Annotated in this window: 22 protein-coding genes; 6 read left to right on the forward strand and 16 right to left on the reverse strand. The window is 70.7% G+C overall.

Annotated features, from left to right (window positions below):
• The coding region (locus GPY60_RS09850) for an Hsp70 family protein (protein ID WP_156687479.1) at positions 1-1,436 on the reverse strand (1,436 nt) is incomplete at its 3' end.
• A gap of 165 nt (positions 1,437-1,601) precedes the next feature.
• Positions 1,602-2,828 carry a hypothetical protein gene (locus tag GPY60_RS09855; RefSeq protein WP_156687480.1) on the reverse strand — a complete coding sequence of 409 codons (1,227 nt, stop codon included), beginning with the start codon at positions 2,826-2,828 and terminating at the stop codon, positions 1,602-1,604.
• Positions 2,829-2,866: 38 nt separating this feature from the next.
• Here GPY60_RS09855 and GPY60_RS09860 point away from each other — a divergent pair, with 38 nt between their 5' ends.
• Together GPY60_RS09860 and GPY60_RS09865 are read left to right on the forward strand one after the other, a co-directional pair.
• Positions 2,867-3,484 carry a TetR/AcrR family transcriptional regulator gene (locus tag GPY60_RS09860; protein WP_156687481.1) on the forward strand — a complete coding sequence of 206 codons (618 nt, stop codon included), beginning with the start codon at positions 2,867-2,869 and terminating at the stop codon, positions 3,482-3,484.
• Positions 3,471-3,968 carry a nuclear transport factor 2 family protein gene (locus GPY60_RS09865; protein ID WP_370462684.1) on the forward strand — a complete coding sequence of 166 codons (498 nt, stop codon included), beginning with the start codon at positions 3,471-3,473 and terminating at the stop codon, positions 3,966-3,968. The genes GPY60_RS09860 and GPY60_RS09865 overlap by 14 nt, the downstream gene beginning before the upstream one ends.
• Positions 3,969-4,112: 144 nt before the next feature.
• On the opposite strand, the gene GPY60_RS09870 is transcribed toward GPY60_RS09865, so the two are convergent.
• Together GPY60_RS09870 and GPY60_RS09875 are read right to left on the reverse strand one after the other, a co-directional pair.
• Positions 4,113-4,775, reverse strand: a complete 663-nt coding sequence (locus GPY60_RS09870; RefSeq protein WP_156687483.1) for a L,D-transpeptidase family protein — start codon at positions 4,773-4,775, stop codon at positions 4,113-4,115.
• 26 nt (positions 4,776-4,801) lie between these two features.
• Positions 4,802-5,479, reverse strand: coding sequence for a phosphatase PAP2 family protein (locus GPY60_RS09875; RefSeq protein WP_156687484.1), 678 nt, complete (start codon positions 5,477-5,479; stop codon positions 4,802-4,804).
• A gap of 58 nt (positions 5,480-5,537) precedes the next feature.
• Here GPY60_RS09875 and GPY60_RS09880 point away from each other — a divergent pair, with 58 nt between their 5' ends.
• From GPY60_RS09880 to GPY60_RS09890, 3 genes are read left to right on the forward strand one after another with little or no spacing between them, the layout of a single operon-like run.
• The gene (locus GPY60_RS09880; protein WP_156687485.1) at positions 5,538-6,017 is read left to right on the forward strand and encodes a hypothetical protein; all 480 of its coding nucleotides are present in this window, start codon (positions 5,538-5,540) and stop codon (positions 6,015-6,017) included.
• Positions 6,014-6,673 carry a 5,6-dimethylbenzimidazole synthase gene (gene bluB, locus GPY60_RS09885; protein WP_156687486.1) on the forward strand — a complete coding sequence of 220 codons (660 nt, stop codon included), beginning with the start codon at positions 6,014-6,016 and terminating at the stop codon, positions 6,671-6,673. Before GPY60_RS09880 ends, bluB begins: the two co-directional genes overlap by 4 nt.
• 41 nt (positions 6,674-6,714) lie before the next feature.
• Positions 6,715-8,085: a sulfatase family protein gene (locus GPY60_RS09890; RefSeq protein ID WP_156687487.1), complete on the forward strand. Its 1,371-nt coding sequence runs from the start codon at positions 6,715-6,717 to the stop codon at positions 8,083-8,085.
• 54 nt (positions 8,086-8,139) lie between these two features.
• On the opposite strand, the gene GPY60_RS09895 is transcribed toward GPY60_RS09890, so the two are convergent.
• Positions 8,140-8,916 carry a trans-aconitate 2-methyltransferase gene (locus tag GPY60_RS09895; RefSeq protein ID WP_156687488.1) on the reverse strand — a complete coding sequence of 259 codons (777 nt, stop codon included), beginning with the start codon at positions 8,914-8,916 and terminating at the stop codon, positions 8,140-8,142.
• A 119-nt stretch (positions 8,917-9,035) separates the two neighbouring features.
• On the opposite strand from GPY60_RS09895, the gene GPY60_RS09900 reads away from it, so the two are divergent.
• Complete coding sequence (locus GPY60_RS09900; protein ID WP_156687489.1) at positions 9,036-10,229, forward strand: alpha/beta hydrolase; 1,194 nt, start codon at positions 9,036-9,038, stop codon at positions 10,227-10,229.
• Here the strand turns inward: GPY60_RS09900 and eccE are convergent.
• From eccE to eccA, 11 genes are all read right to left on the reverse strand, one after another.
• Complete coding sequence (gene eccE / locus GPY60_RS09905; protein ID WP_156687490.1) at positions 10,226-11,206, reverse strand: type VII secretion protein EccE; 981 nt, start codon at positions 11,204-11,206, stop codon at positions 10,226-10,228. The genes GPY60_RS09900 and eccE overlap by 4 nt on opposite strands.
• Positions 11,203-12,597 (reverse strand): type VII secretion-associated serine protease mycosin, encoded by a 1,395-nt coding sequence (gene mycP / locus GPY60_RS09910; protein ID WP_156687491.1) that lies wholly within the window; start codon positions 12,595-12,597, stop codon positions 11,203-11,205. Before mycP ends, eccE begins: the two co-directional genes overlap by 4 nt.
• Positions 12,594-14,009: a type VII secretion integral membrane protein EccD gene (gene eccD, locus GPY60_RS09915; RefSeq protein ID WP_156687562.1), complete on the reverse strand. Its 1,416-nt coding sequence runs from the start codon at positions 14,007-14,009 to the stop codon at positions 12,594-12,596. Before eccD ends, mycP begins: the two co-directional genes overlap by 4 nt.
• Before the next feature lie 64 nt (positions 14,010-14,073).
• Positions 14,074-14,943, reverse strand: a complete 870-nt coding sequence (locus tag GPY60_RS09920) for an ESX secretion-associated protein EspG (RefSeq protein ID WP_156687492.1) — start codon at positions 14,941-14,943, stop codon at positions 14,074-14,076.
• A gap of 10 nt (positions 14,944-14,953) precedes the next feature.
• Positions 14,954-15,244 (reverse strand): WXG100 family type VII secretion target, encoded by a 291-nt coding sequence (locus tag GPY60_RS09925; RefSeq protein WP_156687493.1) that lies wholly within the window; start codon positions 15,242-15,244, stop codon positions 14,954-14,956.
• Between the two features lie 30 nt (positions 15,245-15,274).
• Positions 15,275-15,568: a type VII secretion system protein EsxG gene (esxG, locus tag GPY60_RS09930; protein ID WP_156687494.1), complete on the reverse strand. Its 294-nt coding sequence runs from the start codon at positions 15,566-15,568 to the stop codon at positions 15,275-15,277.
• 36 nt (positions 15,569-15,604) lie between these two features.
• Positions 15,605-17,086 (reverse strand): PPE family protein, encoded by a 1,482-nt coding sequence (locus tag GPY60_RS09935; RefSeq protein WP_156687495.1) that lies wholly within the window; start codon positions 17,084-17,086, stop codon positions 15,605-15,607.
• A 3-nt stretch (positions 17,087-17,089) separates the two neighbouring features.
• Positions 17,090-17,395 carry a PE family protein gene (locus GPY60_RS09940; RefSeq protein ID WP_156687496.1) on the reverse strand — a complete coding sequence of 102 codons (306 nt, stop codon included), beginning with the start codon at positions 17,393-17,395 and terminating at the stop codon, positions 17,090-17,092.
• A 34-nt stretch (positions 17,396-17,429) separates the two neighbouring features.
• A complete protein-coding gene (gene eccCa / locus GPY60_RS09945) occupies positions 17,430-21,410 on the reverse strand; it encodes a type VII secretion protein EccCa (RefSeq protein WP_156687497.1) in 3,981 nt (1,326 codons plus the stop codon).
• A complete protein-coding gene (eccB, locus tag GPY60_RS09950) occupies positions 21,407-22,993 on the reverse strand; it encodes a type VII secretion protein EccB (RefSeq protein WP_156687498.1) in 1,587 nt (528 codons plus the stop codon). The genes eccCa and eccB overlap by 4 nt, the downstream gene beginning before the upstream one ends.
• Positions 22,990-24,831 carry a type VII secretion AAA-ATPase EccA gene (gene eccA, locus GPY60_RS09955; protein ID WP_156687499.1) on the reverse strand — a complete coding sequence of 614 codons (1,842 nt, stop codon included), beginning with the start codon at positions 24,829-24,831 and terminating at the stop codon, positions 22,990-22,992. Before eccA ends, eccB begins: the two co-directional genes overlap by 4 nt.
• Positions 24,832-24,982 lie beyond the last annotated feature (151 nt).

Consider the following 24,982-nt stretch of genomic DNA (forward strand, 5'->3'; position numbering starts at 1 on the left):
ACCCGGATGGGCGCGACGGTGGGGGCCGGCGGGGCCGGGCGGTGCTCGATGCCCGACAGGGTGTAGGCCACACCGCCGATCGAGGTCATCGCGACCACGGCGCACATGCCGATGATCAGCTGCGACAGGCGAAGCCGCCGCCACGGCGGCTCCTTCGGCGGGTCGATCACGTTCAGCCGCATCGACCAGCCCGACGGGCCGTCCTCGCCGAAGATCTCCGGCGTGTAGCGGGTCCGGATGTCGCCGGGGAATTCCGTTTGCGACCAGGCCAGTTCGCGGTCGGTCATCGCTTCGTCGTCGATCACCAGCACGTCGCCCGCACCCAGGTCGACGACGTCACCGGCCTCGGCGGCCGTGGTGAGCAGCCCGATCGACGTGCGCGTCCGCATGTCCAGCTGCTCGCCCCGGGCGGCCAGCAGCAGGGCGCCGTTGGCCGCGGCCAGCGCGGGCTGCGCGGGCGACACGACCGGCCTGTGACCGTGCACCGAAAGCCGTTCCTTGACAAGGGGAATGCTGGCGCCGCCCCCCACCAACACCACCGCCGACAGGTCGCTCCAGCTCTTGCGCTGGCGGGCGAGCATGTCGTCGAACGCGTAGATGAAGCCGGTCAGCCGGTCCTGTATCAGATCGCCGAGCTCGTCGCGGGTCAGCCGCATGCTGCAGCTGCGGCCGCCGAGTTCCGCGGCCAATTCGACCGCCATCTCGGTGGACAACCGCTCCTTGGCCGCGCGGCACTGCTCGCGGAGGTGCCCGAGCTGCCCGACGCCGGCGGTGCTGGCGGGGTCGATCGTGCTCCCGGGACCCAGTTCCTCGAACACGCGCAACAGCAACGCCTGGTCGATCTCCTCACCGGAGAAGGCACCGTAACGCATTGTGGGGGTGAGCAGTTCGAAATCGCCGGCGAGGTTGACCAGCGTGGCCGACGTGCCGGTGCCGCCGAAATCGAGCAGCCCCACCACTCCGGTTGCCGCAAGGCACAATTCCGCGTTGGCCCCGGTGAGCGCGGCGATCGCGTCGGACACCAGACCCGGCGCCATGCCGCTGCGCACGAAGCCCAGGTGTGTTCGCAGCGCGTTGCGCAGCGCCTGCACGGTGCCCGGCTTCCAGTACGCCGGAACGGCGATCGTGATCTCCGACGCCGCCGCGTCCGCACCGACGGCGTTCACCATCGCGTCGAGGGCCTCGACCATCAGCAGGTCCGGATCGTGCGCGGACCCGTCGGGCGACACCAATGCCACCGAGTCACCGATCCGCTCGACGAAGCCGCTGATCAGCATGCCGGGTTCGCTGAGGGGCGGATAACCCTCGTGCACACCGACTTTCGGCGCGCAGTGCGGATACAGCGTCAGCACGGCACGCCGGGTTACCGGTGCACTTCCGTTACGCGCAGCGACCAGGTTCGTGGTCCCGATCGACAACCCCAGTGGGTCGTACATAGAGCGAAAGCCTTCGCTTATAGAGGTCGGTGGCCAGCGTTAACCTTAGCCGCGGACACGCCGAAAGCCGATGGCTTGCAATGTCATTGGTATCCGCTCGATGCGGTTGTGACACCGAAGCGGTACCGTGGACCCCTTGACAAATCCCCTATGGCGGGGATCGGTTCAGACGACGGTGAGCGGCAGCGAACGCCGGGGCTCGAACTGGAAAGTCGCTCCGCCACTGACCTTGGCCACCGCCACCTCGGGCAGCTCGGCCGCGGGAGTGTCCGTCTCGGCCAACTCTGCGGTCCATTCGGCACCCGTTCCGCTGACCCGGAATTCGAGGCGCGGATCGACGGCGGTGGCGATCGCCTGCAGTGGCTGCACGGATTCGGGCGAGCACAGCGAGATCCAGGCGCCGTCGTCGTGGGCCGGTGAGCGACGCACGGCCAGCCGGCCACCGTCCGTCTCCGCGACGACGTAACCGGCGGGGTTGAGCAGCGGGTGCAATTCGAGCACCCGCCACACTCCGGCCGCGCCGCCGGGCAGCCCCAGCGCGCGGTGGATCCGCTCGGCGGCGAGTCCCGCGACGCCGGTGAGGCCGCGGGTGCACACGTCGGTCGCCTGAGCCTCGTCGACGGCGCGGGCTCGCACGGCGATCGCGAACGACAGGTACAGCAGGTGCATCTGCAGGCACACCTCGTCGGCGATCCGCACCAGCGCCGAGTGCGAGAAGGCGCCGAACTCGACGTCGGAGAGCAGCGGCCCCGAGTAGTCCGCCAGCCCCTCCTGCGACGGGTCGATCGGGCCGAGTTCCCAGCCCGCCGCCCGGGTTTGGCGGACGATGTCGAGCGCCGGGATGCTCTGCGCCTCCGGATAGGACTCGTCGATGATCACGGTCCAGGCGCAGTGTGGGTGCCGGTCGGCGGGCCGTCGCGGCGGCCGGTGGATGGGCCGGACCTGGGCGCGGGGGTTCGTCGCGACGGCGGTGGCGTCGAAGGTGGGGTCCTCGATGGTGTGGCACATGCCGAACACGTACTTGTCGCCCATCGGCTCGACGTCGAGCAGGGCGCCACAGTGGTCGAGGTGGAACTCGCCGTGCCAGCGGTCGTGGACGGTGTAACGGAAGTCCATGAATTGCGGCGGTGCGCCGATGTCGAGCTGCAGGCCCTTGAAGATCGTGACGACGTCATTGCCTTCGTAATTCAGCGCCCGCTGCATGCGCCGGGTGTAGATCGGGCTGGCGCCCGCCCACTCCTCGATGGCGATCTGCACCATCTCCTCGCGGCCGAAAGAGCTGATGCACCAGGCCATTGCGGAGCGGTCGATCATCTGACCGATCAGCAGCAGCTCGGGCACCAGGACGGCAAGCTCGTCGCGGGACAGCCGCGCGAATCGGGACACGCTCACCGGCCAAAAATAGACTCGACTATGTTATAAAGTCAACAATGTCGATAGCTGGCCCCACCCGCCGGACCACCGCGCCCCGCAAGCGCGGCGACGACACCCGCGCGCGGATCGTCGACGAGACGGTGCGCTGCATCATCGACGAGGGCTTCGCCGCGGCGACCGCCAAGCACGTGGCCGAGCGGGCCGGCGTGACGTGGGGGGTGATCCAGTACCACTTCGGCGACCGCAACGGCCTGCTGATGGCGGTCGTCGACGACGGGGTGGCCCGGCTGGTCGAGAGCCTGTCGTCGGCCGACGTCGGCGAACTCGGTCCGCGCGAGCGCATCGAGGTCGTCGTCGACACGGCGTGGGCGTGCTACAGCAGCCCCACCTCGATGGCGGCCTTCGAAATCCTGCGCGCCACGCGTGGCGGGCCGGGCGACTCGTCGCGCCGGCACCTGCTCGAGATGAACGCGGCGATCAGCCAGCTCGGCCGACTGGTCACCGACGATCCGGCGAATGCCGGTGTCGCCGAGGTGATCTGGGCGGCGCTGCGGGGTGTGGTGCTGGCCCAGATGATCATCGGCGCCCCGATCGACTGGCAGTCCGAACGCCGCGCGCTCATCGACATGGTCACCCACTATCTGCACCGGGACGCACCCGGTGTGCTGCAATGACGGGATGAGTCAAGACTCCCCCTCCGTGACGGCCGACATCGAGGCCGTCAAGCAAGTCAAGTACCGGTACCTGCGCGCGCTGGACACCAAGCGCTGGGACGAGTTCGCCGAGACCCTGACCGACGACGTCGCCGGCGACTACGGGCCCTCCCTCGGCGAGGTGCTGCACTTCACCAATCGCGTCGACCTGGTGAACTTCATGCGCAAATCGCTTGGCCCGGCCGTCATTACCGAGCACCGCGTGACCCACCCGGAGATCACGGTCAACGGCGACGAGGCGTCGGCCACCTGGTATCTGCAGGACCGCGTCATCGTCCCCGATGTCAACTTCATGCTGATCGGCGCGGCATTCTATCGCGACTCCTACCGGCGCACCGACGAGGGCTGGCGGATCAGCGTGACGGGTTACGACCGGACCTACGAGGCGACGATGTCGCTGGCCGGCCTGGACTTCAAGCTGACGCCGGGCCGGGCGCTCGACTGACCTCGCGGGCTCGTCGCGGCCCGGGCCGCGACTGAGTGTGCGTGTACGGCGTTGAGTGTGTACTGAGGGTGGGAATTCGGAGGTTTTCCCGCCATAGCTACACACTCAACGCCCTACGCGCGCACTCGATCGCGACGGGCTTCCCTACTTGTTGGTGATCGCGATGACCGCGCCCGGTTGCAGCCATTTCATGATCGACACCAACTGATTGTCCTCGACCGCCACACACCCCTCGGTGGGTTTGCCGTCGGTGGTGTGGAAGAAGAACGCCGAGCCGCCGCCGGGTGTCTTGTTCTTGTTGACGCCCATCACGACGGCGTGCTTGTACTGCGGGATGTTCAGATTCTCGCTGTCGGCGGTGTTGAACGGGCACTGGGCCTTCGGGCAGACCTGCATGCTGTTGAACGTCGGGCTGTGGTCGTCGCCGCTCCACCAGTAGTTGGTTCCGGTGACCTGCGTATAGGGCAGTGCCGTACCGGGATTCGGCGCGGTGCCGAACGCCGAGTCCAGCGTGTAGACCCCCATCGGCGTGGCCGGCACTCCGCTGCGGGCCTGCGGCGCCATCCCCGCCGACCCGACGTGGGTGGGAACCGCCGTTCGCAACGCCTGCCAGCCGGCGGCGGTCCGCTGGTAGATGTCAATGGTCGCGTTGGATCCGCCGGTGCTGACGACCGAAACCACCTGCGTCGCATTGCCGACCGCGTTGGCGAACCATGGCGCGCCGGCCGCGCCGCCGACCGGTGCGAGCACCAGCGAGGCGCACAGCAGGCACACGGCAGCGCACAGCGAAGCGGGAAGTCGGCGCATGGCTTCCATGGTCAAGCCCCTACGCGCTAGGGGTCAAGTAAAGCTTCAGCCCCGGTTGGGTCACCGCGCCGTGACATTGCGGCCGGCGCGCGGGTCGGCGGCCGAAAGACGAACAGGCACAACAGGAAATACAGGTAGCCGAGCGACCAGCCCGCCAGCACGTCCGACGGGTAGTGCACGTTGAGCGCCACGCGCGCGATACCGACCGCCACCACGCCCAGCGCGGCCACCGCGGTCAGGGCGCGGCGCGCGTACCGGCTCAGCATCGGCGAGAGGAAGAAAACCATCGCCAGCAGCGCGGACATCGCCTCGAGCGCGTGTCCGGACGGGAACGACGTCGACTCCGCGGGCACCAGCATCGTGGGCGGCCGGGGCCGGTTCGCCAGAGCCTTGGCCGCCGTCGTCACCAGCCCGCTCAGCGGCGCGCAGCACAGCAACACGAGCGCGGCGCGCGCCTCGCGGCGCGCGAACGCGAACGCGGTCGCCACGCCGCCGAGCACCCGCAGGGGCACCGGGCCCAGCGCGATCGACAGGCCGTCCCAGAAGGGCACCCACAGCGGGTGCGCCACCGCGAGCCGATGCGCGGCGTTCAGCATGGACCAGTCGGCGCGGTGCAGCCAGGCCCACCCGTGGCTATAGCCCACCCACATCGCCGCATACGCCAGCGCGGCGATGAGGGCCAGGGCGAGCCGGGAGCGGGTCATCACCAACCGATACCAGCACCGGGACGGCGCCGGATGCGCGGCCCGTCATACTGGCGTCATGGCCGTCTTCGTCCGGAGATTGTTCGGCATCGGCAAGCTGCCCCCCGACCTGCACGCCGAGGTCGAGGCCGAGGGTCTCCTCTACCTCGCCGACTACGTCGCCGTGACGCGGCGTTTCGGCGGCGCCATCCCCGGGGTGCGCCTGCCGCACAGCGTGGCGAGCTACACCGGCTCGCTGGCGTTCACCAGGGAACGGGTGCTCGCGACGCTGTCCATGCTGCCCAAGCTCGCGGGCCCGACGGTCGACGCGCGCTGGGACGGGCAGACCGGTGCGGCGCGGGTGGAAATTTCCTCAACCGGATTGCAAGTGGACGTCGACGTCTCCCAGGTCGACCCGAAATTCACCGGTGAGCTGTCGCTGCACTACAAGGCCGCCATCCCCGACGACATCCTCGAGGCCCTGCCCCGGCGTTCGCTGACCTTCGACATGCCGCCGGAATACGTCTTCCGCGCGGTCGGCGTGACCTATAGCCCGTGACCGGCGAGGCGTTCAGCCCGCAGGAGCGGCGGGCCGTGTACCGGGCGATCGCCGAGCGGCGCGACATGCGCCGGTTCGACCCGAACGGCCGGGTCGGCGAGGACGTGCTGGCCCGCCTGCTGCAGGCCGCGCACGCGGCGCCCAGCGTCGGGCTGATGCAGCCGTGGCGCTTCATCCGGATCACCGACGACGCGCTGCGGCGACGCATCCACGCGCTGGTCGACTCCGAGCGGCCGCTCACCGCCGCCGCGCTGGGTGAGCGGGGCGAGGAGTTCCTGGCGCTGAAGGTCGAGGGCATCCTCGACTGCGCCGAGCTGCTGGTGGTGGCGCTGCGCGACGACCGCGAGCGCCACGTGTTCGGCCGGCGCACGCTGCCGCAGATGGACCTGGCGTCGGTGTCGTGCGCGATCCAGAACCTGTGGCTCGCGGCGCGTGCCGAGGGGCTGGGCATGGGCTGGGTGTCCCTGTTCGACCCGCTACGGCTGGCCGAGCTGCTGGCGATGCCAACCGGCGCCGAGCCGGTGGCCATCCTCTGCCTGGGACCGGTGCCGGAGTTCCCCGACCGACCGGCGCTCGAGCTCGACGGCTGGGCCTCCGCGCGACCGCTGTCGGAGTTCGTCTGCGTCGACCGGTGGGCGCCGCCGACCGCACGGTGAAACCGGGGGCCTGCGGTATCGTCGCCGGTCGAGGTGAGGGCATGACGAACGACGGCGGCGCGAAAGACAACGTGCTGATCGTGCACTGGCACGATCTCGGGCGATACCTCGGCGCCTACGGCCACGCCGACGTGTCCAGCCCGCGACTGGACCGCCTGGCGTCCGAGGGCATCCTGTTCACCCGCGCGCACGCGACCGCGCCGCTGTGCTCGCCGTCGCGCGGATCGCTGTTCACCGGCCGCTACCCGCACACCAACGGGCTGCTCGGCCTGGCCCACCACGGCTGGGAATACCGCAGCGGGGTGCGCACCCTGCCCCAGCTGCTGTCCGACGGGGGTTGGTACTCCGCGCTTTTCGGGATGCAACACGAGACGTCCTACCCCAAGCGGCTGGGCTTCGACGAGTTCGACGTGTCCAACTCGTACTGCGACCACGTGGTGGAGCGGGCGCAGGAGTGGTTGACGGACAGCGCCGAAGACCTTGCGGGGCAACCCTTCCTGCTGACCGCCGGCTTCTTCGAGACGCACCGGCCCTACCCCCACGACCGCTACGAGCCGGCCGACGCCGCGCGCGTCGAGGTTCCCGATCCGCTGCCCGACAGCTCCGAGGTGCGCGGCGACGTGGCCGACTTCTACGGGGCCATCGCCGCGGCCGACGCCGCGACCGGCCGCCTGCTCGACACGCTGGCACAGACGGGGCTCGACGAGAGCACCTGGGTGGTGTTCTTCACCGACCACGGCGCCGCGTTCCCCCGCGCGAAATCCACGCTGTACGAGGCCGGCACCGGAATCAGCATGATCATCCGCCCGCCCGCTCGCCGCGGGGTGCCGCCCCGCGTGTACGACGAGTTGTTCAGCGGCGTCGACCTCGTGCCGACGCTGCTCGAACTGCTCGGCCGGGTCGTGCCGCCCGACCTCGACGGGGTGTCGCACGCCGCGGCGCTGCTGGCGCCGGACGCCGATCCCGTCAGGGACCACGTGTACGCGGAGAAGACGTATCACGACTCGTTCGACCCGATCCGCGCGATCCGCACGAAGGACTACAGCTACATCGAGAACTACGCGCGACGGCCACTGCTCGACCTGCCGCTGGACATCGAGGAGAGCCCGTCGGGCCGGGCGATCGCGCCGTTCGTCACCGGCCCGCGCCCCGAACGAGAGCTCTACGACTTGCGCAGCGACCCCGCCGAAAGCTCCAACCTGCTGGCCGGCGACGACCCGGCCGCCGACGCGATCGCCGCGGATCTTGCGGTGCGCCTGCATGATTGGCGCGAGCGCACCGGCGACGTCATCCCGTCGGAGTTCGCCGGAACGCGCATCTCGGTCCGCTACACCGAGACGTACCTGCGGATCCACTCCGGGACCGTGAGCTCCCGGTCGGCGATCGCCGCGGAGCGGGGCATCGAGGAGTAGCGGCGATCGCAAGCGCGGCGTAGCCGGGCGCTGCGGGTCGCCGCATCAACCGCGTCAGCCGCGCCCGGCGCCCACGACGGCGACGATGAAGACCCGGCGGAACGGGAAGATCGTGGTCCCGTCGGCGCGCGCCGGGTAGGCGTCGTCGAGCAGCGGGATGAGCTCCTGGCGGAACTGTTCCCAACCCTGTTCGTCGAGCCGGTCGCGCACCGGGACCAGCGCGGTGCCGGTGATCCAGTCCAGCACCGGGTGCTGTCCGGTCAGCTGGTGCAGGTAGGTGGTCTCCCACACGTCGACCTTGCAGCCGGCGTCGAGCAGCAGGTTGGCGTAGTGCTGCGGCGGCTGGACCACCGCGCCCACGCGAAATGGCACGTCCCGCAACAGTTTCGCGTAGGGCTCGCGCCTGGCCAGCGCCCGCACCGCGGCGTAGGACGGCGACTCGAAGTTGCCCGGCATCTGGACGCCCACCCAGGATCCGGGCGCCAGCTCGCCCGCCCACCGCACCAGCAGGTCGGAGTGTTCGGGCACCCAGTGCAGGGCGGCGTTGCTGACCACCACGTCGGTGTCGGGCCGGGGCTTCCAGTCCCGCAGGTCGCCCTGGACCGCGTCGATGCCGCGCTCCTTGGCGGCGGCCACCATCTCGGGCGAACTGTCCACCGCCTCGATCGCCGCGTCCGGCCAGCGCCGCGCCAGGTACCTCGTCAGGTGGCCCGGCCCGCAGCCGAGGTCGACGACCCGGCGTGCGCGTTCGGCCCCGACCCGCGACAACAGGTCGTAGAACGGGCGCCCGCGATGGTCCGCGAAGGCCAGGTAGACATCGGGGTCCCACATGTCGGTCCTCCTGATCGCGCGGCGATAGACAAACCGTATTACCGCATGGCGCCCCGGCGCTGCCGTTCCGGGTCCAAAAGCGCCGGCGGTACGGCCCGAACGGGATACCATCGGCGGTCGTGGCGCACCAGACCGACCCGATCGATCCGCCCCTGCCCCTGCCTGATGTCGCCGGGGACGACGTACCGGCCGGCGCCGCGGGACTGCCCCCGCTCTCGGTGTTGTCTCCGCGGCAGCGGGCGGTGCTCGAGGCGTCAGCCGTCGGCGACCTGGCCCTGCGCACCTGGGTGGCATCGGTGCTCGCCACCACGGTGACACCGGCGGTGGTCGCCGCCAACCTGCGCGATGCGGGCGCCGAGCGAGCGAACCTGAGCTTCTACGCGGAGCTGGCGGCGCAGCGGGATCCGGCGACGTCGTTCCCCGCGCCCACCGAGCCGCCCAGGGTCTCGTCGCGGCCGGCCGGCCGGAGGGCGCGATGGCTGGCCCGCGGCACCGTCGACGACATCTCGTTCGCCAGCAGCTACCGTCCCGTCAACCCGGCCATGCGTGACCGTTGGGAAGCCTTGCGCAACAACAAGATCGTGCGCGCCCAGCACTGGCGCCACGACGACGGCCCGCGGCCGACGCTGTGCGTCATCCACGGCTTCATGGGCTCGTCGTATCTGGCCAACGGGCGGTTCTTTTCGCTGCCCTGGTACTACCGGTCCGGCTACGACGTGCTGATGTACACGTTGCCCTTTCACGGCAAGCGGGCCGAAAGGCTCTCGCCCTTCAGCGGTTTCGGCTACTTCGCCGGCGGGCTGAGCGGCTTCGCCGAGGCGGTGGCGCAGGCGGTGCACGACTTCCGGTCCATCGTCGACCATTTGCGCCGCACCGGCGTCGAGCGCGTCGCGCTCACCGGCATCTCGCTCGGCGGTTACACCGCGGCGCTGGTGGCCTCGGTCGACGATCGGCTCGAGGCCGTCATCCCCAACTGCCCGGTGGTCACGCCGGCCGAGATGTTCGACGAGTGGTTCCCGGCCAACAGGCTGGTCGCCCTGGGGCTGCGGCTGGCGGACATTGGCCGCGACGAGGTGCGGGCCGGGCTGTCCTACCACTGCCCGCTGAACTATCAACCGCTCATACCCAAGGACCGGCGCATGATCATCACGGGACTGGGCGACCGGATGGCGCCGCCCAAGCACGCCGTCAGCCTCTGGGAGCACTGGGATCACTGTGCGCTGCACTGGTTTCCGGGCAGCCACGTGATGCACGTGAGCCAGCTCGACTACCTGCGCCGGATGACGGCGTTCCTGCGGTCGGTCATGTTCTAGACGGCGGCCCGGTGCGCGCCGCCGGCTGGCATCGGCCAGTCCAGGCCCGCCAGCATGCCGGCGGGCACGTCGGTGTGCCCGTCGAGTCGCCGGGTGGAGGCCAGGTCCAACGCCGCCAGGGCCGGGCGATGATTGCCGCGTTGCGGGATGAGGCCGGGCAGCGGGGCCGAGGCCGCCGGTCGCGTCTCGGTGCCGAAGGCGCACGCCGCCGCGACGGTGGGGCGGGAAGGGTCGCCGGCGATCTCGAGCGCCGTCACGGTCTCACGTGCCGGGTGAGCACGGATCGCATCCAGCGCGCCGGCCAGGCCCTCGCTGACCGAAACCTGGTACGCCGCAATGTAATCCGCCGCGCCGCGCTGCACCCCGCGCCAGGTCTCGCGCGCGCTCGGCGGCAGCAGGCGCGGGATGTCGTCGGCCCCGACCGCGGTGGCCTCCCAGCCGGCCTCGCGCAACTGGTCGGCCAGTCGGCGGGCGACCACCTGGGCCGTCTCCTGCAGGGGAATCCGTGGCGAACGCGCACGCAGCGCCGCGAGGTTGTCGACTGCCGACACGGTCAGCGCGATCCACGTTTCGCGGCCCGCGGCGTCGGAGGCGTTGTCGCGGTTGGTGATCCGGATCTTGTCGGCGCGGATGCCGTACCGGTCGAGGTACCCGGCGATGAGCGGCAGGGGCAGCACGGCGGCGTCGTCGGCGGACGGTCCCAGGCGTAGCAGCGCCGTGGTCATCGTGGCGGGCACAGCTTCCGGGACCAATCCGGACTTGCGCCTTGTGATCGCCAGGCGGCGGCCCAGGATCGTGGTGAAGTGCAGGCCACGCCACCAACCGAACAGCAGCACCGCCACGGCGACGGCGATGCCGAGCAGCCACTGTTCGCGCGTCGTTCGCCAGGGGTAGGCCAGGACCGCGGGCACGACGGCGAGGAGGGCCAGGGTGATCCGGGCGGTCCCGGGCGTCGGTATCGAACGGGACCGGCTCACGGCGTGGTTTCCTTCCTACGGGCGATCGCGGCGGTTGCGGCGCAGGCGGCCACGACCACGGCCAGCGCGGCTGTCCCCACCAGCGCGAACGTTCTGGGTCTGGTGTCCTGGGGAGCCGGCGCCTTCGGCGCGGCTACCGGCCTGGCGGCCGGCGCATCCGGCGCGTTGCCGGCGGGCAGCTGCCAGGTGAGCGCCGCCACCGGGTCCACGCTGCCGGAGCCGACGACGTTGGACGGCGCCCGAGCGCCCTTGTGGGCCGTGGCGGTGATGCGTCGGATCACCTGAGCGGCGGGCAGATTCGGATACTTGCTACGGACCAGCGCCGCGACACCCGACACGTAACCGGCCGCGTAGCTGGTGCCGCTGAGCGGGACCTGTCGCTGGTGGTCGTCGGGCAGGCCGTCAGCCAGACCGCCGCCGTCTCCGTTGCTCACCGAGACGATGTTCTCGCCCGGCGCGGAGATGCCGACCCACGGGCCCGCCATGGTGAACTTCGACGGCTGACCGTCGGGGGTCAGCGACGCGGCCGAGAGCACGTACGGCTGCCAGCACGAGGGGATCGAAACCGACGTGACGCCCGCCCAGTTCCGCGGATCGTCCTGGCGGCCCAGGTCGGTCAGCGGATTGGACTCACACGACGTGCCGCCGCCGAGCGATCCCGTCGACCCGGTGTTGCCCGCGGCCGCCACGATCACCGCGTCCTTGTCCACGGCCGCATACCGGATCGCCGCGCCCAGCGCGGCCTGGTCGACACCGCGGTCCGCGGGAAGGCAGGTGACGGCCGAGATGTTGATCACCCGGGCACCGAGGTCGGCCGCGCGCACCACCGCCCGGGCCAGCGTCGCGACGTCCGACGCCGCCCGTGCGAGCAGCGGGTCGTCTCCCGGCGTGCGCGGCGAGAATTTCGCCGACGTCGCCCGGATCGAGAGCACCCGCGCGGCGGGCGCCACGCCCGAGAAGCCGTCTTCGCCCGCCGGGGCCGGCTGGCCGGCGATGATGCCCGCCACGAGTGTGCCGTGCCCGTCGCAGTCGGTCAGGCCGTCGCTCGTCTCCACGAAGTCGCCGCCGGGTTCGACGTTGGGCAGGCGCGGGCCCGGGCGCACGCCGGTGTCGATGACCGCCACCAGTTGGCCTTCGCCACGCGTGGATCGCCACGCTTCCGGAAGATTCAGCGCCGCCTGACTCGGTGTGACCACGGTCGGGTCGCTCCCCGGGACGACACCGGACACGCTGCACGGGCCGCGTTGCTCCATCGGCTGGCCCGGTCCGGGCGCGCCGCTCGGCGGCGGCACGCCGGGATCGACCGTCGGTGGACCCATCGCCGCCGCCGGACAGGCCCACGCCACCGCGACGAATGCCGTTGCGGCGCAGGCTAATCCCGATCGAATCATCGATTCAGTATCCAGGTGAAGAGACCGACGAGATACGCCATGACGGGGATGAGCGACGCATCGAGTCCGGCCGCCAGGAAGCCCACCAGCCGGCGCAGCGGCAGCGAGTAGCTGTCGGGCGACGCGATGCCGGGGTTCAGGGCGACCACTACCCACACCAGCGCGAGTGCCACGAGCACCAGCACGGTGCCCAGGGCGGCGCCGTAGTGCCGGGAGGCCAGGTAGACGACGGACAGGGCGCCCGCGACGAGGAACGGCTGGGCCAGGAGCCAGGCCTTGCATGCGGCCGAATCCCACACCCGGGCCCGCAGCACGGAGGCGGCCGCCGTCGCCGCCACCACGTACCAGCCCGCAATGCTCACCGTGTCGGGACGCAACGCGATCGCCACCGATCCCAGCGCACTGAGCAAGACCGCGGCGGCGACGAACCCGTTCTGGTGTGCGTCACCGACGCGCACGCGCCGCGGCAGGTCCTCGAGCACGCGCAAGGACGGTGCGCTTGGGGTGGGGTCACCGGGCGCCGGGATGACCGGCAACGGGAAGCGTGCCCACAGCGCGGAAAGGTGGGCCGCCTCGACGGTGACCAGCAGCGCCGCGACGATCAACCCGCAGCCGATGCTCAACAACGAAAGGCGCCAAAGCATTTCGGCGCCGGCGGCCAGCGCTACCGCTGCCCCGACCACCGCGGTCGTGGTGAAGACGCCGACGACGCGCTCCCCCTCCCGGCCGGGAATCATGAGCGCGATCAGCGACCACGCGGTGACGCCCGCCGCGGCGAGCATCACCTGCGCCGCGCCGAACTTCCCGGGGACGGCCAGCAGGAGTGCGGCGGCGATCGGGACCAGCGCCGCGACGGACAACGCGGCCCCCGCGCGGGGAGAGCGCGCGGTCAACAGCGCGCCGGCCGCCGCGGTGAGCGCCGCGACCACGGCGACCGCGACCAGTCCGGCGGGCGCGCCGGTGGCGGCCCGGTAGGCGGCCCCGGCGCCCGTCGTCAGAAGGGCCACGGCGATGGCCGCCGCCAGCGCTCCCCGCTGGATATGCCTTGTGTCCCAGGGCCGCAGGCGCGAGGTGGAGAAGATCATGGCGGCGTCGGCGATGTCCTCGACGATGCCGGGCGCGGCCGGGCCGACCGGCACCGGTTGCAGCGCCAGCAGGTCACCGTCGACCACTCCCACGGTGTCGAGGCTCGCGTCGAGGCTGAACGGCGCCCCGCCGATGGGGGCGAGGCTCAGCTGGGTGGCCCCGGCGTCGGGCGCCGAATCGCCGTTCGAGCCGGGAGGGGCCACCAGGTGCTTCACCGACGGCAGGATTTCGCGCAGCGGCAGTTCCGTGGGCAACGCGATCTCAGTCAGCCTGCTGTCCGCGAGGATGGCGACGCGGACGATCGGCATGACGGTGCCGGCCGTCATCGGACCCTCGAAACAAGCTGAGGCCATGGGTGAAACATCGTGATCTCTTTCTGTCTTGGTGCGTTCAGGCGTGTTGAGGTGAGAAATCGCGGGAGAGCCGTTGGCCGGGGAACCATCGCTCGTCGGGCAAAAACGCGGTCAGTTGTTCGATCGCCGCGGCGACGGCGAAGGGCGTCCCCGGGCTGAAGGTCGACACCCACTCGCCGTCGAACGCGCGAGACGGACTGACCAGCACGCGCCCGGCGGTCGTGTCGACGATGCTCATGCCGACCTCCGTGGTGGCGTGCCGGCCGTCGCGGCGACAGCCGGCGACGACCTCGACATAGCTCCGCGGCCCGGTGAAGACCGATTCGACGACGGGGCGCGCCGACCTCGGAACGCCAAGGTAGTCAAGGACTTCGGTCAGCGGGGCGCCGGCCCGCAGGCGCTCGTCGGCGCGCGCCCCGACACGCATCGGCAGGCTGAACTCGTCGAAACACGCCGGCGACCGCTGCGCCAGCCCGACGCCGAGAACCGGAGCCAACGCTCGCGGGTCGTCGATGTCCATGGCGGTGAAGGTGATCAGTTGCGCGCTGCGCAGCGCGACGATCGTCTTGCCCGTGACCCCGGGACGCTGCGCGACCACCCCCCGCAGCAGCTCCCCGGTGCCGGTGGCCGCGACGCTTCCCACGTAACGCAGGTCCAGCCAGCGATCCGGGAAGCACACCGCCTTGATCCAGCCCGCGACTGCCGGGTGTACGACGCCACCCTCGGACACCAGGCCCATGCCGACGAGCTCGGTGCGCTGACGCTCGAGGAACGCGGCGCGGTGCGCGGCGTCACGGTACGGCGTGGTGATCGCGAGAACCCAGGGAAAGTTGCCCGCCCCAATGGTTTCCGCGATGTACCACGCTTGATCGACCGTCAGCTCGACGGCGTTCGGCTCCCTGGTCATGACGAGGTGGTCAGCCGCCCCACTTGGCGGCTTCGGCGGTGTCGCGGGCGTACATGGCCAAGGTGTTGGACTCGTGGGTGGCGGCCATCGCCTGATAGGACCGCACCAAGGAATCCATCGCCTCGTTCCACTGCGCCTGCCACGCCTGGTACGTGATCCCCGTGTCGCCCTGCCACGCGTTGGACAACGCCTGCTGCTCGGTGGCGATGTCGGCGCCGAGCCCCTGCAATGTGCCGGCATATCCCGACATGTCCCCGGCGTGCCCGAGCATCGCCGGGTAGTTGTACATGATCTGTGACATCACAAAGCCCTTTCTCTCCTGGTGGCCAGCTCAGAAACCGGTGTAGCCCGATGCCGCCGCCGCGTCGGCGGCCACATACGTGCCCGCGGCATCCCCGAGGTTGGCCTGGGCGATGTCGAGCAGCGTGTTGATCCGCGCCGCCGCCTCCACGAACCGGGCATGCGCGGCCTGGAACGCCGCCGAGGCCTCACCCTGGTGGAACGACTGCGCCGAGAGCGCCTCCTGCTCGGCCTGGCTGATCGTGCTGCGCATCACCCCAGCCTTGGCGCCGAACGCCGACTGCGACGCCACCAATTGCGGAATGTGCGCGTCCAACAAACTCATAACGGTTCCCTTCTGGTCGATCCCTTGATGTTTCGGTTACCGGCTCGCATCGTGCTCGCTGTCTCCCCCTTCCTGCCGCCCTTCCCCCGCACCCGGGTGTTCCCAGGTGCCCGGCATCATGGGCAGCCGTGCGCCGCCGGCGAGTTCGTCGGCGCCCACCGTGGTCAACCCGGTGACCTGGAAGCCGGTCGTCTTTCGGGCGGTCCCGGCGAACCCGAGCGCCCCGGCCCCGTTGCCGGAGGCAACCGCGCCGACGAGCCCCTCGCGCCGGCCGTACTCCGGTGTGACACCGATGTCGGAGTCCATGTCGACGAATTCGTCGCCGTACTCGCGCATGGCGGCCCGCCGTCGCCGGCGCGCCCTCGCTTCGGCCGGACGTCGAACCGCTGCGGCCGCGGCGGGAATGGTCGCCGCCGGCGCCTTGGCCCCCCCTCGTCCGATCAGCGTCGGCCCCGGATCGGATTCCGGACCCGCACCGGCGGCCACGGCGTAGGCGAAGCCCGCGGTGGTGACCGCCGGGGCGGACGCGGCGGGCGGGCCGGCGGCGGGCGCGTTCGCGGTCACCGGGGCCGCTGCGGGGCTCGGGATCGACGGCGCCAGGCCGGCCACCGGCCACGCCGGTGAACCGGTGGACGCGAGCGACACCGGCGTTGCCGCGGCGGCCCCCACCGCGACCGGCGCGATCGGTCCGGCGGCCAGCAGCGTCAGCGCGCCCAGAGCCAGGCTCAGGCTCAGCGGCAACGCGGCGAGCATGGGCCCGTAGGTGGCGATGGGCGAGATGACCTCGTAGGCGGTGAACAAAAGCAGCGGACCGTAGGCGATCAGCGCCGCAACGGGATTGGCGGAGAAGGCGGCGATGATCTGCTGCAGCGTTCCCACCGGATTCTGCAGCAGTTGCGTGAACTGGCTCATCAAGTTCTGATACCCGGACAACAGACCCGCAGGGTCTAGCGAGGGGCCGGACGAGGCGGCCTGACCGGGCTTCACCACGCTCGGCGCGGGACCGGTTCGCGGGGCCGACGCCAGGGCCGCACCCGACGCGGCCTGGTAGGCACTCATCGCGGTCGCGGCCTGGACCCACATCCGCGCGTAGTCGGCCTCGTTGAGCGCGATAGGAATCGTGTTGATCCCGAAGAAGTTCGTCGCCAGCAGGACCCCGTGGATGACGTGGTTCGCGACGAGTTCCGCGACGGTGGGCATCACCGCCAGCGCGGCGGTGTACGCCGTCGCCGCGACCTCGTGCTGCGCGGCGACGCCGGCGCTGTCGGCACCGGCCTGCTGCAGCCACGCCAGGTACGGCGCGTGCGCCGCGACGTACCGCTCCGCGGTCGGCCCCTCCCACGCGCCTGCCTGTACCGAGGCGAGCATCCCACCCAGTTCGGCTGCCGCCGAGGTGTATTCAGCGCTGAGCGAGGTCCAGGACCCGGCGGCCGCCAGCAGCGACCCCGGTCCCGGACCGGTGCTCAGCAACGCCGAATGCACTTCGGGCGGCGAAGCCATCCAGATGGGCGCACTCATGGGTCAGACGTCCGCGCCCCACGTCGCGGCCGCCGCGGCGTCCCCCGCGAGGTAACTTGCGCCCGCATCGGCGACGCCCACGCCGGCGCGGCCCAGCTCCTCGACTCCTTGCGCCGCCACGGCGGCGTGCTCCTGGCCCTGGGCGCTGAATCCGGCCGCCGTCTGCAGCGACACGGGGTCGGCCGCCGGCGGCACCACCGCGGTGATCGCGGGTGCCGCGGCGGCATGCGCCGCCGCCAACCGCGCCGTCAGCGCCTCGACCGCCGCGCTGGCCGCGGCCAGACCCTCGGGAACCACCCGCAACGTCATGACAACTCCCCTCTCTTCCGTTTCTCGTCGACCATCAATGCGCGAGTTCGCCGTTCGGGCCACCGGCGACGGGCGCGCCGACCAGCGGGTTGACCAACTGCACGTACGTCGGGGTCTCGCTGTCGCCCAACAGGATTCCGCGGCCCGCGGGCAGGCGGGCGAAGCGCTGGCCCCGGATCTTGCCGCTGTCTTGGGGATTGCCCGCGAGCATCAACGTGGTCGCCTGCAGGTCGTTGAAGCGGCGCAGCAGGGGGCTGGTCATCAGCGCGTGCCCGGACCCGGTGGCCCGCGCCGTGACGATCACCCGCAGGCCCAGATCGGCCGCCTGGGAGAGCAGCCCGAGCAGCGGGGTCCACGGCCGCTGCCCGGCGTATGGACCGCTCATCGCCGCGGAATCCGGTATCTGGTCCACATCGTCGATGATCAGGTAGTGGGTGTGGCCCTCGTACGTCCAGCGCGACAGGTCGGCCGCCGACAAGCCGGCCGGCGGTCGCCGGGACTCGATGAGGTTGGCCAGCCCCAGCATCGCCGGGATGATCCGGTCGATGTTGGCGGTGTACTCGTTGTCGGCGAATAGCGGTTCGTCGACGAGGTGCAGCCGCCGATCCAGCACCGTGAAGGCCACCTGGTCCGGCGTCGAGTTCTCGCGGACGGCCCGGATGAGGTGGCGCAGCAGCGTCGTCTTGCCGGACTTGCTGTCGCCGAACACCATCAACAGCGGGTTGTCCGCGAAGTCGAGGACAACCGGCGCGAGATCCTCTTCCCGCTGGCCGACGACCACGCGCTCGGGACCCCGGTAGAGCGGCTGGACCGCCGCGGGGGCCAGGTTGGTGGGAAGCAGCCGCACCCGCGGCGCCGCCACCCCGGGATGGCGGGCGTTGATCGCGCCGATCTGTTCGAGGTCGGGGGCCGCGAACAGGAAGTGCTCCGCCGCCATCGTGAGCCCCCGGCCCGGCTGGTCGGCCGGTACCGCTTCCGCGGGCCGGCGCAAGGCGCCGACCACTCGCACGTTGCTGTCGCGCGCGTCGTGCAGCCTCAGCTCGAGCCGCAGCCCCAGCCCGTCGCGCATCGCCAGCGGCACCTCCAGCCAGCTCGGGGTGGTGATGACGACATGAATGCCGTACGCCAGGCCGATGTTGACGAGCTCACTCACCCGGCCCAGCAACGGATTACGGGTGTTGAACTGGTCGGAGTTGTCCCGCCCGAACGCATAGAGGTTGTCGATGACCAGGAACACCTCACCCAAGCCATCGTCGGGCGCCGCGCCGTGCTTGTCCCGGAACATCCCCCGCTTCTGCCGGGACAGCAGCAGCTGTTCGATCTCGCCGAACGTGCGGCGGATCCGTTCGGGTTCCAGCGCCGATGCGACGCTGCCCACGTGCGCCAGGTCGGAGAGCGCGCGCAGCTTTCCGCCGCCGTAGTCCAGGCAGTAGAACGTGACCTCGCGCGGCGAGTGCAGGCTCGCCGCCGACAGGATGAACGTTTGCAGCGCAGTCGATTTCCCGGACTTCGGCCCGCCGTGGATGACCATGTTCCCGGCCGACGACGTGGCGTCGAACACCAGCGGGTCGCGGCGCATCTCGAACGGCTTGTCGATCTCGCCGAGCGGCCAGCGCCATTGGCGTTGTGGCACACCCGACCGGGCCAGGGCCGCGGTCAGCGGGATCGGCTCGTCGAGCGGCGGCAGCCACAGCTGCGGCGCCCGCGGCCCGAAGCGGGCCAGCTGCTCGCCGATGGTCGCGATCAGCTTGCGCGGCGGCCCGGCCGTGTCTTCCTCCTCGCCGCTGACTATCACCGTCGCCTGATCCGGCTCCACCCGGCCCGCCGTGAACAACTTCGGCTCCGGAACCGACTGCAGCACAACCGACTTGGCCTTCGTCGGCGGCTCGTAGATTCCGTCGACGTAGGTGCTGCGGAATTTGACCGGCGCGGCGCCGGGGGCGGGCACCAGAAATCCTTCGCCCTTGTGCTCCTTGCCGGACTCGATGTGGTAGGCATCCTCCACGCCGATGATCTGGCGGGACACGCTGGGGCTGGCCACTTTCAGCCCGATGCGGTACGAGGTGTTCTTGTCGATGTCCTTGATCTTGCCCACGTCCAGCGTCTGGGACGCGAACAGGATGTGGATGCGGAACGACCGGCCCTTGCGTGCCACGTAGTCGAAAAGCTCCGCGTACTCGGGATAGTCGGCGAGCATCAGGGTGAACTCGTCGGCGACAACGAACAGCGTGGGGATCGGCGGCAGGTCGGCGGTGCCGGGGGCCCCGGATTGGCAGGCGTTCTCGTACTCGACGACCGAGTTGAACGCGCTGCCCTGCACGCGGCGGCCGGCCTCGCGCAGCAGCGCCTCCCGGCGGGCCACCTCGCCGCGCAGGGTGTCGGCGAACCGGTCGGCCAGCGACTTCTTCTCCGCCATGTTCGAGATCACCGCGACGACCTGCGGGAAGTTCCGGAAGCTGTCGGCGCCGGCCTCGCCCTTGAAGTCGGCGTAGATGACGATCAGCCGGTCGGCCGGGTGAGTCGTCAACAACGACAACAGGATCGACATCAGCGTCTGCGACTTCCCGGAGCCGGTCATGCCGATCATCAGGCCGTGCGGGCCCATTCCGCCCTCCGCCTCGTCCTTGAGGTCGAAGAACAGCGGCTCCCCGGTCGCGGTCACGCCGATGGGAACGCGCAGTTCCTCGTCGCGGCGCCGCGGCGCCCACAGGGTCGGCACGTCCAGCTGTGACGCGTCCGGAATGCCCAGCAGCGTGGTGAAACTCGCGCCGCGCGTGGCCGCCGAGCGCAGCCCGGTGTGCGTGGGGTTGGAGTCCCACCGCGACAGTTGCCGGGCCAGGTGCCCCGCGTCGTCGACGCCGAGTAAGTCGGCGTGGGCGACGTAGGGTTGCCAACCACCGGTCTGCCAGCGCTCGATCGCGCCCCGCGCGACTCGAAGGATCGGCCGTTCCGGATCCGAGTACTGCTCGCGGTGCGGTTCCGTGGCCGACCGGTACACCACGGTGACACCCGCCCGTCCCACCGCCAGTGCCGAGGCGTCGAGGTCGTAGTCCGGGTCGTCCACCACGATCAGCAGATGCCGCAGGGTGTCGGCCTTCTCGCCGGTGAATGCGGGACGGTCGACCAGCGCCGGCCCCAGCAGGGTCGCCAATTCGTCCGGGTCGTTGGACAGCAGGCGGGCCGGGCCCACGCCGTCGAGCTCGCCGGGAATGTCGACGTGCGGCAACCACTTCAGCCAGGACCAGTCCGGGCGCTCCAGATCGCCCGTGGCCAGGGCCACGCCGAGCACCGTCGGATCGTGCCACGTCACGGCCTGGCCGATCCAGGCGCGCAACGCCGCGCGCACCTCGTCGGCGTCACCGGTGACCGTGATCCGCGCGACCTTCGACAGGTCGATCCCGACCGGCACGTCGCGCACGGTGCGATGGGTGTCGAGCAGGCTGCGTAATGCGCTGTGGCACACCGGCTCCAGGTCGATCTCGTCAGCGGTGTCCTTGACCCGCAGCGCGGTGTCGAGGGCCGCCTCGTCACGGCCGGCCCGCAGCACCAGGAAGTCCGCGTCGTGCGGGTCGCGCTCCCACTGACGGCGCGACCCGGGCACGGCGGCCAATTCCCTGGGGTCGGGATGAGACCACTGCGCGGCGGCGCGCTGCTGGGCGGCCTGCGTACGGATGTTGTCCCGGATCACTGACAGGTAGCGCAGGTAGTCGGCCCGCTCGGCGTCGACCTCCTCGGTGCGCATCTTGTTGCCGGTGCCGCGGTAGAGCGCGGTGGCGGCCAGCAACAGGACGAACGGGAAGAACAGGGTCTGCGGCGAGATGACCCGCATCCCCGTGGCGAACAGGGCGACGACCATGCCGACGATCAGCATGACGATCACGACCGGAAGCGCGCGCCGCAGCAGTGACGGCGGGATCACCCGCGGCAACTCGGGCGGGGCCTCGATCGTGATGGCGCCCTTGCGGGTGCCGGGCGGCGCGACGCGCCGTCGCGCTTCGAAGATCAGGCGACTCATCGGGTCCCTCCATCGACGGACACCGGCCGGCCGGGCCTGGTGTCCGGGGCAAGTCCGTCGTGTGCGAGCAGCGCGTCGGCTCGCGACAGCGTCGGACCGGTCGCAAACAGTGACAGCATCGACCACGGAATGCCGACCGGCGTGCCGTTCAGGCCAAGCGCCTCAACGGTTTTGCCGCGGCCGCTCTCGCCCTCGGTGTCGATGCCGTAGCGCACGCCGGTGTCGGACACCCAGAACAGTGAGCCGACGCCCGGCGAGGACGGGCCGCCGCTGACGGTTTGGGCGAAGTAACCGGTGCCCGGCGGCAGGGCCACGCGGGTCGCGGTTCCCGGGGCGCCCCCGCCGACCAGGTCGACCGTGTGTATCGAGTCGGGCACCGGCAAGGCCGACCCGGACAGCAGGGTCAGCGAACTCGTGGCGGCACCGGCCGGCTTGCTCCACGATGCGCAGGTGAGCGGGTTCTTGGCCGCGTCGACCAGCGTGATCTGGCGGTCGGGGAACCGCGCGGTGTCCAGCATCCGTGACACCGGCAGCTTGGCCACCGCGTCGGCGCTGAGCCGCGGCGGTTGGTCGAGGCCGTAGGAGTTGGTGTTGCGCAGGATCGCGGCGAGCACGGGAGAGATCGGTTGCAGGCCGTCCGGCAACACGGCGTAGTAGCGCACGGCGGCCGACGGGTTCTGGTCCAGGCCGTAGGACGCGACCACCGCCCCGATCGGTGCCGGCACCGAATAGTTGGCCGGGGCACCGGCATTCGGGATGCCGGGCGCCGCCAGCGGCGGACTCTCGGGTATCGCGTTGAACAGCCCCGGTGCGATGGGCCGCGGGGTGGGCACGTCGGTGCCCCATCCCAGCGCAGTGGTGACCGCGTGGTCGGCCGGGTCGATCTGGCTGCGCTTGCCGTCCCACAGCAGCCAGGTGCCGCTGCCGCTGTCCACCAGAACCGCCTGCCCGGATCCGAGCGCGGCCGCGCGGCTGCCGCGGCTGTCGGGCGGACCGGCGATCACCGTCACACCGGTGCTGTGGGCTCCGCGGCCGCTTCCGCTGACGCCGTCGCACACCGTCCAATTCGCGTCCCGCGCCGTGTTCTGCACCATGCGCTCGGGCGCACCCGGAATGCCGATCAGGTTCCCGCGCGGAAAGCGGTCCAGCTCAGCGCTTTTCACCAGGGCGGGGTTCGCCGGCCGGCCGACGATCAGCCGGGCCGACGTCAGGTTGAGCACGGGGTGGAGGTTCTCGCCGACCCGCACGTAGAGCGCGTCGGTGGATCGATCGGCGAGCACCAGGTTGTTGCCGACGGACCCGTTGGGCCGGATGAGTGAGAACACGAAGCAGCCCGCCACGCCGGTGATCACGATCAGCACGCCCATCACGACCGCGCGCGACTGGGTGCGCAGCGGATCCACGAGCATCCGGGTGTCGTGCAGCGCGATGCCGGAGGCGATCCGGCGCATGACGAAACGCCACCCGGTGACCTGATGCCGGGTGACGAAACCGCGGCGGTAGGCCACCCGGTCGGGGTTGTTGTTGACCGGGGTTCGCGACGAAAACGACCGCCGGTCCTCGTCCACGTCCGGATTGGTCATGCCGGCACCGACAGGCCGAGGCCGTTCAACAGCGGCTCCACCGAGTTCCTGACGTCCGCGTCCGTGATCGTCATGAGCTCCTCGTCGGTGAACTCGCCGGTTTCGGCGTGCTGGGAGTGATCCAGCCGGAATTCGCGTTCCTCTTCGGACTTTTCGACGACGTTGCGGACGAAGCGGCCGTTGCCGGCGATGTCCAGGCCCCGGCGTTCGACGCCGTTGAAGTCGGGCTTGGACGTTTCGGACAGGTGCGTGAACAACGCGTCGAGGTGCTCGAGAGCGGCCCGGTCGAAAACGCTGTCGCGCTTGTGGGCCATGAAGTTCGCGATCTCGATCAGCTCGGCCGGCTTGTACGACGGGAAGTCGATGCTGCGGGTGAACCGCGAGCGCAGACCTTGGTTCGTGTCGAGGAACTTGTCCAGATCGGCGCGGTACCCGGCGATGATGACGACCAGCCGATCGCGGTCGTTCTCCATGCGGGCCAACAGGGTATCGATGGCCACCAGCCCGAAGTCGTTCTTGGCGCCGGTGGCCACCAGCGCGTAGGCCTCGTCGAGGAACAGCACCCCGTCCAGTGCGCTGTCGATGACCGCGTTGGTCTTGGCCTCGGTCTCGCCGATGTGCTGACCGATCAGGTCGGCCCGGTGCACCTCCCGGATGTTCTCCTTCTTCAAAAGGCCGAGACCGCAATAGATTTTGGCGATGACGCGGGCGATGGTGGTCTTACCCGTCCCGGGCGGGCCGGTGAACACCAGGTGGTGGGTCCGCTGCGCCACTTCCAGCCCGCGCGCCTTGCGCACCAGTTCCATGGCCACCGCACTCTTGAGCCGCGCCACCTGGTCTTTGACCTGATCCAGGCCGATGAATTCGTCGAGCTCGCGCTCGGCCTCCGCCAGCAGCACATGCTTGCGCTCCTGCGCGCCGGGGTCGACGAAATCGCCTGGGCTGGGCTCGGTTTCGGGATCCCACGGGTCGGTGCGCGCCGCGATGCGGTCGGCGCTCGTGGTGACGATGCCGAAACTGGTGTCGGTCAGGGCGTGTTCGACCTGCCCGTTCTCGGGGTGGGCCGCGTACAGGTCCTGCAGCACTTCGCTTGCCGACTCCTCGTCGACGTGCGCGCGCAGCACGAGCCCTTTGGCCAGCGTGCCGTCGACCGCCGCCACCGCGACCGGGCCGTCGGGCTCCTCGAGGTACGACAGCGCGGGGGCGAACATCCCCAGGCGCGCCAAGGCGATGCCCATCGTCACCTTGGCCGCGTGCGCGAAGGCCTCGTCGAGATCGGGGTCGTTGACGATGGGGGTCAGCAGTTTGACGACGTCCGACCAGCGCTCGGCGCGGTAGTTGATGACGACGGCAACCCACCGCGCCGCGGGCCAACCCGGTCGGCGGTCGGTGAGCCCGGCGACGATCTCGTGAGCCCGGGCGAACTCTCCCGCGCCGGCGAGCGCCGCCGCGTACGCGAGGTGGAAGTCGTCGGGGTCGGTCGCGCGGAACTGCAGGTACAGGCCGGTGTCGTAGCGGAAGCCGAGGGCGCCGGGGGCGAGTTCCACCTGGCGCTGCAACACGCCCGCCGTCTTCGCGGTGCGCGAGACGGCCTCGAGCACTCGGCCCGAGAGGTCGCCGGCCGCGGCGAGGCCGGTCCAGGCGTCGCACTGGTCATGGGCGATGCGGGTCAGCGCGGTGAATCCCGAGCGCGCCGCGGCCAGGTCGGCCGGTCGCTGCCGGTCGTAGACGGCGATGCCGAGCGCGCGGCAACACGTGGCGAACCGGCTGACGACGTCGCCGTCCACCCGGAGGTTCTGGGGCCGCGACGTCAGCACGCCGGTTTCACCGCGCTCCACGGCCGCTGCTCCTGAACATAGTGTCCCCTAACCTAAGCTCGCCTGAAGTTAGCATTGCATTACCTAAGTGTCGGGGCGCGGGGTCGTGTGCGCGGACCGTCTTCGGTCGCGACGGCAACGCATCGTGCGTGGTCAACGGCGTTTTTTCTCC

It is taken from the genome of Mycobacterium sp. Marseille-P9652 (assembly GCF_902652685.1).
Lineage (GTDB): Bacteria > Actinomycetota > Actinomycetes > Mycobacteriales > Mycobacteriaceae > Mycobacterium.

What these genes read in the sequence shown, in the direction of transcription:
- GPY60_RS09860 (WP_156687481.1), top strand. Translation starts at nt 2,867, where the DNA reads ATGTCGATAGCTGGCCCCACCCGCCGGACCACCGCGCCCCGCAAGCGC.
- GPY60_RS09870 (WP_156687483.1), bottom strand. Translation starts at nt 4,775, where the DNA reads ATGCGCCGACTTCCCGCTTCGCTGTGCGCTGCCGTGTGCCTGCTGTGC.
- GPY60_RS09875 (WP_156687484.1), bottom strand. Translation starts at nt 5,479, where the DNA reads ATGACCCGCTCCCGGCTCGCCCTGGCCCTCATCGCCGCGCTGGCGTAT.
- GPY60_RS09880 (WP_156687485.1), top strand. Translation starts at nt 5,538, where the DNA reads ATGGCCGTCTTCGTCCGGAGATTGTTCGGCATCGGCAAGCTGCCCCCC.
- GPY60_RS09890 (WP_156687487.1), top strand. Translation starts at nt 6,715, where the DNA reads ATGACGAACGACGGCGGCGCGAAAGACAACGTGCTGATCGTGCACTGG.
- GPY60_RS09895 (WP_156687488.1), bottom strand. Translation starts at nt 8,916, where the DNA reads ATGTGGGACCCCGATGTCTACCTGGCCTTCGCGGACCATCGCGGGCGC.
- mycP (WP_156687491.1), bottom strand. Translation starts at nt 12,597, where the DNA reads ATGATTCGATCGGGATTAGCCTGCGCCGCAACGGCATTCGTCGCGGTG.
- eccD (WP_156687562.1), bottom strand. Translation starts at nt 14,009, where the DNA reads ATGACGGCCGGCACCGTCATGCCGATCGTCCGCGTCGCCATCCTCGCG.
- GPY60_RS09920 (WP_156687492.1), bottom strand. Translation starts at nt 14,943, where the DNA reads ATGACCAGGGAGCCGAACGCCGTCGAGCTGACGGTCGATCAAGCGTGG.
- GPY60_RS09925 (WP_156687493.1), bottom strand. Translation starts at nt 15,244, where the DNA reads ATGTCACAGATCATGTACAACTACCCGGCGATGCTCGGGCACGCCGGG.
- esxG (WP_156687494.1), bottom strand. Translation starts at nt 15,568, where the DNA reads ATGAGTTTGTTGGACGCGCACATTCCGCAATTGGTGGCGTCGCAGTCG.
- GPY60_RS09935 (WP_156687495.1), bottom strand. Translation starts at nt 17,086, where the DNA reads ATGAGTGCGCCCATCTGGATGGCTTCGCCGCCCGAAGTGCATTCGGCG.
- GPY60_RS09940 (WP_156687496.1), bottom strand. Translation starts at nt 17,395, where the DNA reads ATGACGTTGCGGGTGGTTCCCGAGGGTCTGGCCGCGGCCAGCGCGGCG.
- eccCa (WP_156687497.1), bottom strand. Translation starts at nt 21,410, where the DNA reads ATGAGTCGCCTGATCTTCGAAGCGCGACGGCGCGTCGCGCCGCCCGGC.
- eccB (WP_156687498.1), bottom strand. Translation starts at nt 22,993, where the DNA reads ATGACCAATCCGGACGTGGACGAGGACCGGCGGTCGTTTTCGTCGCGA.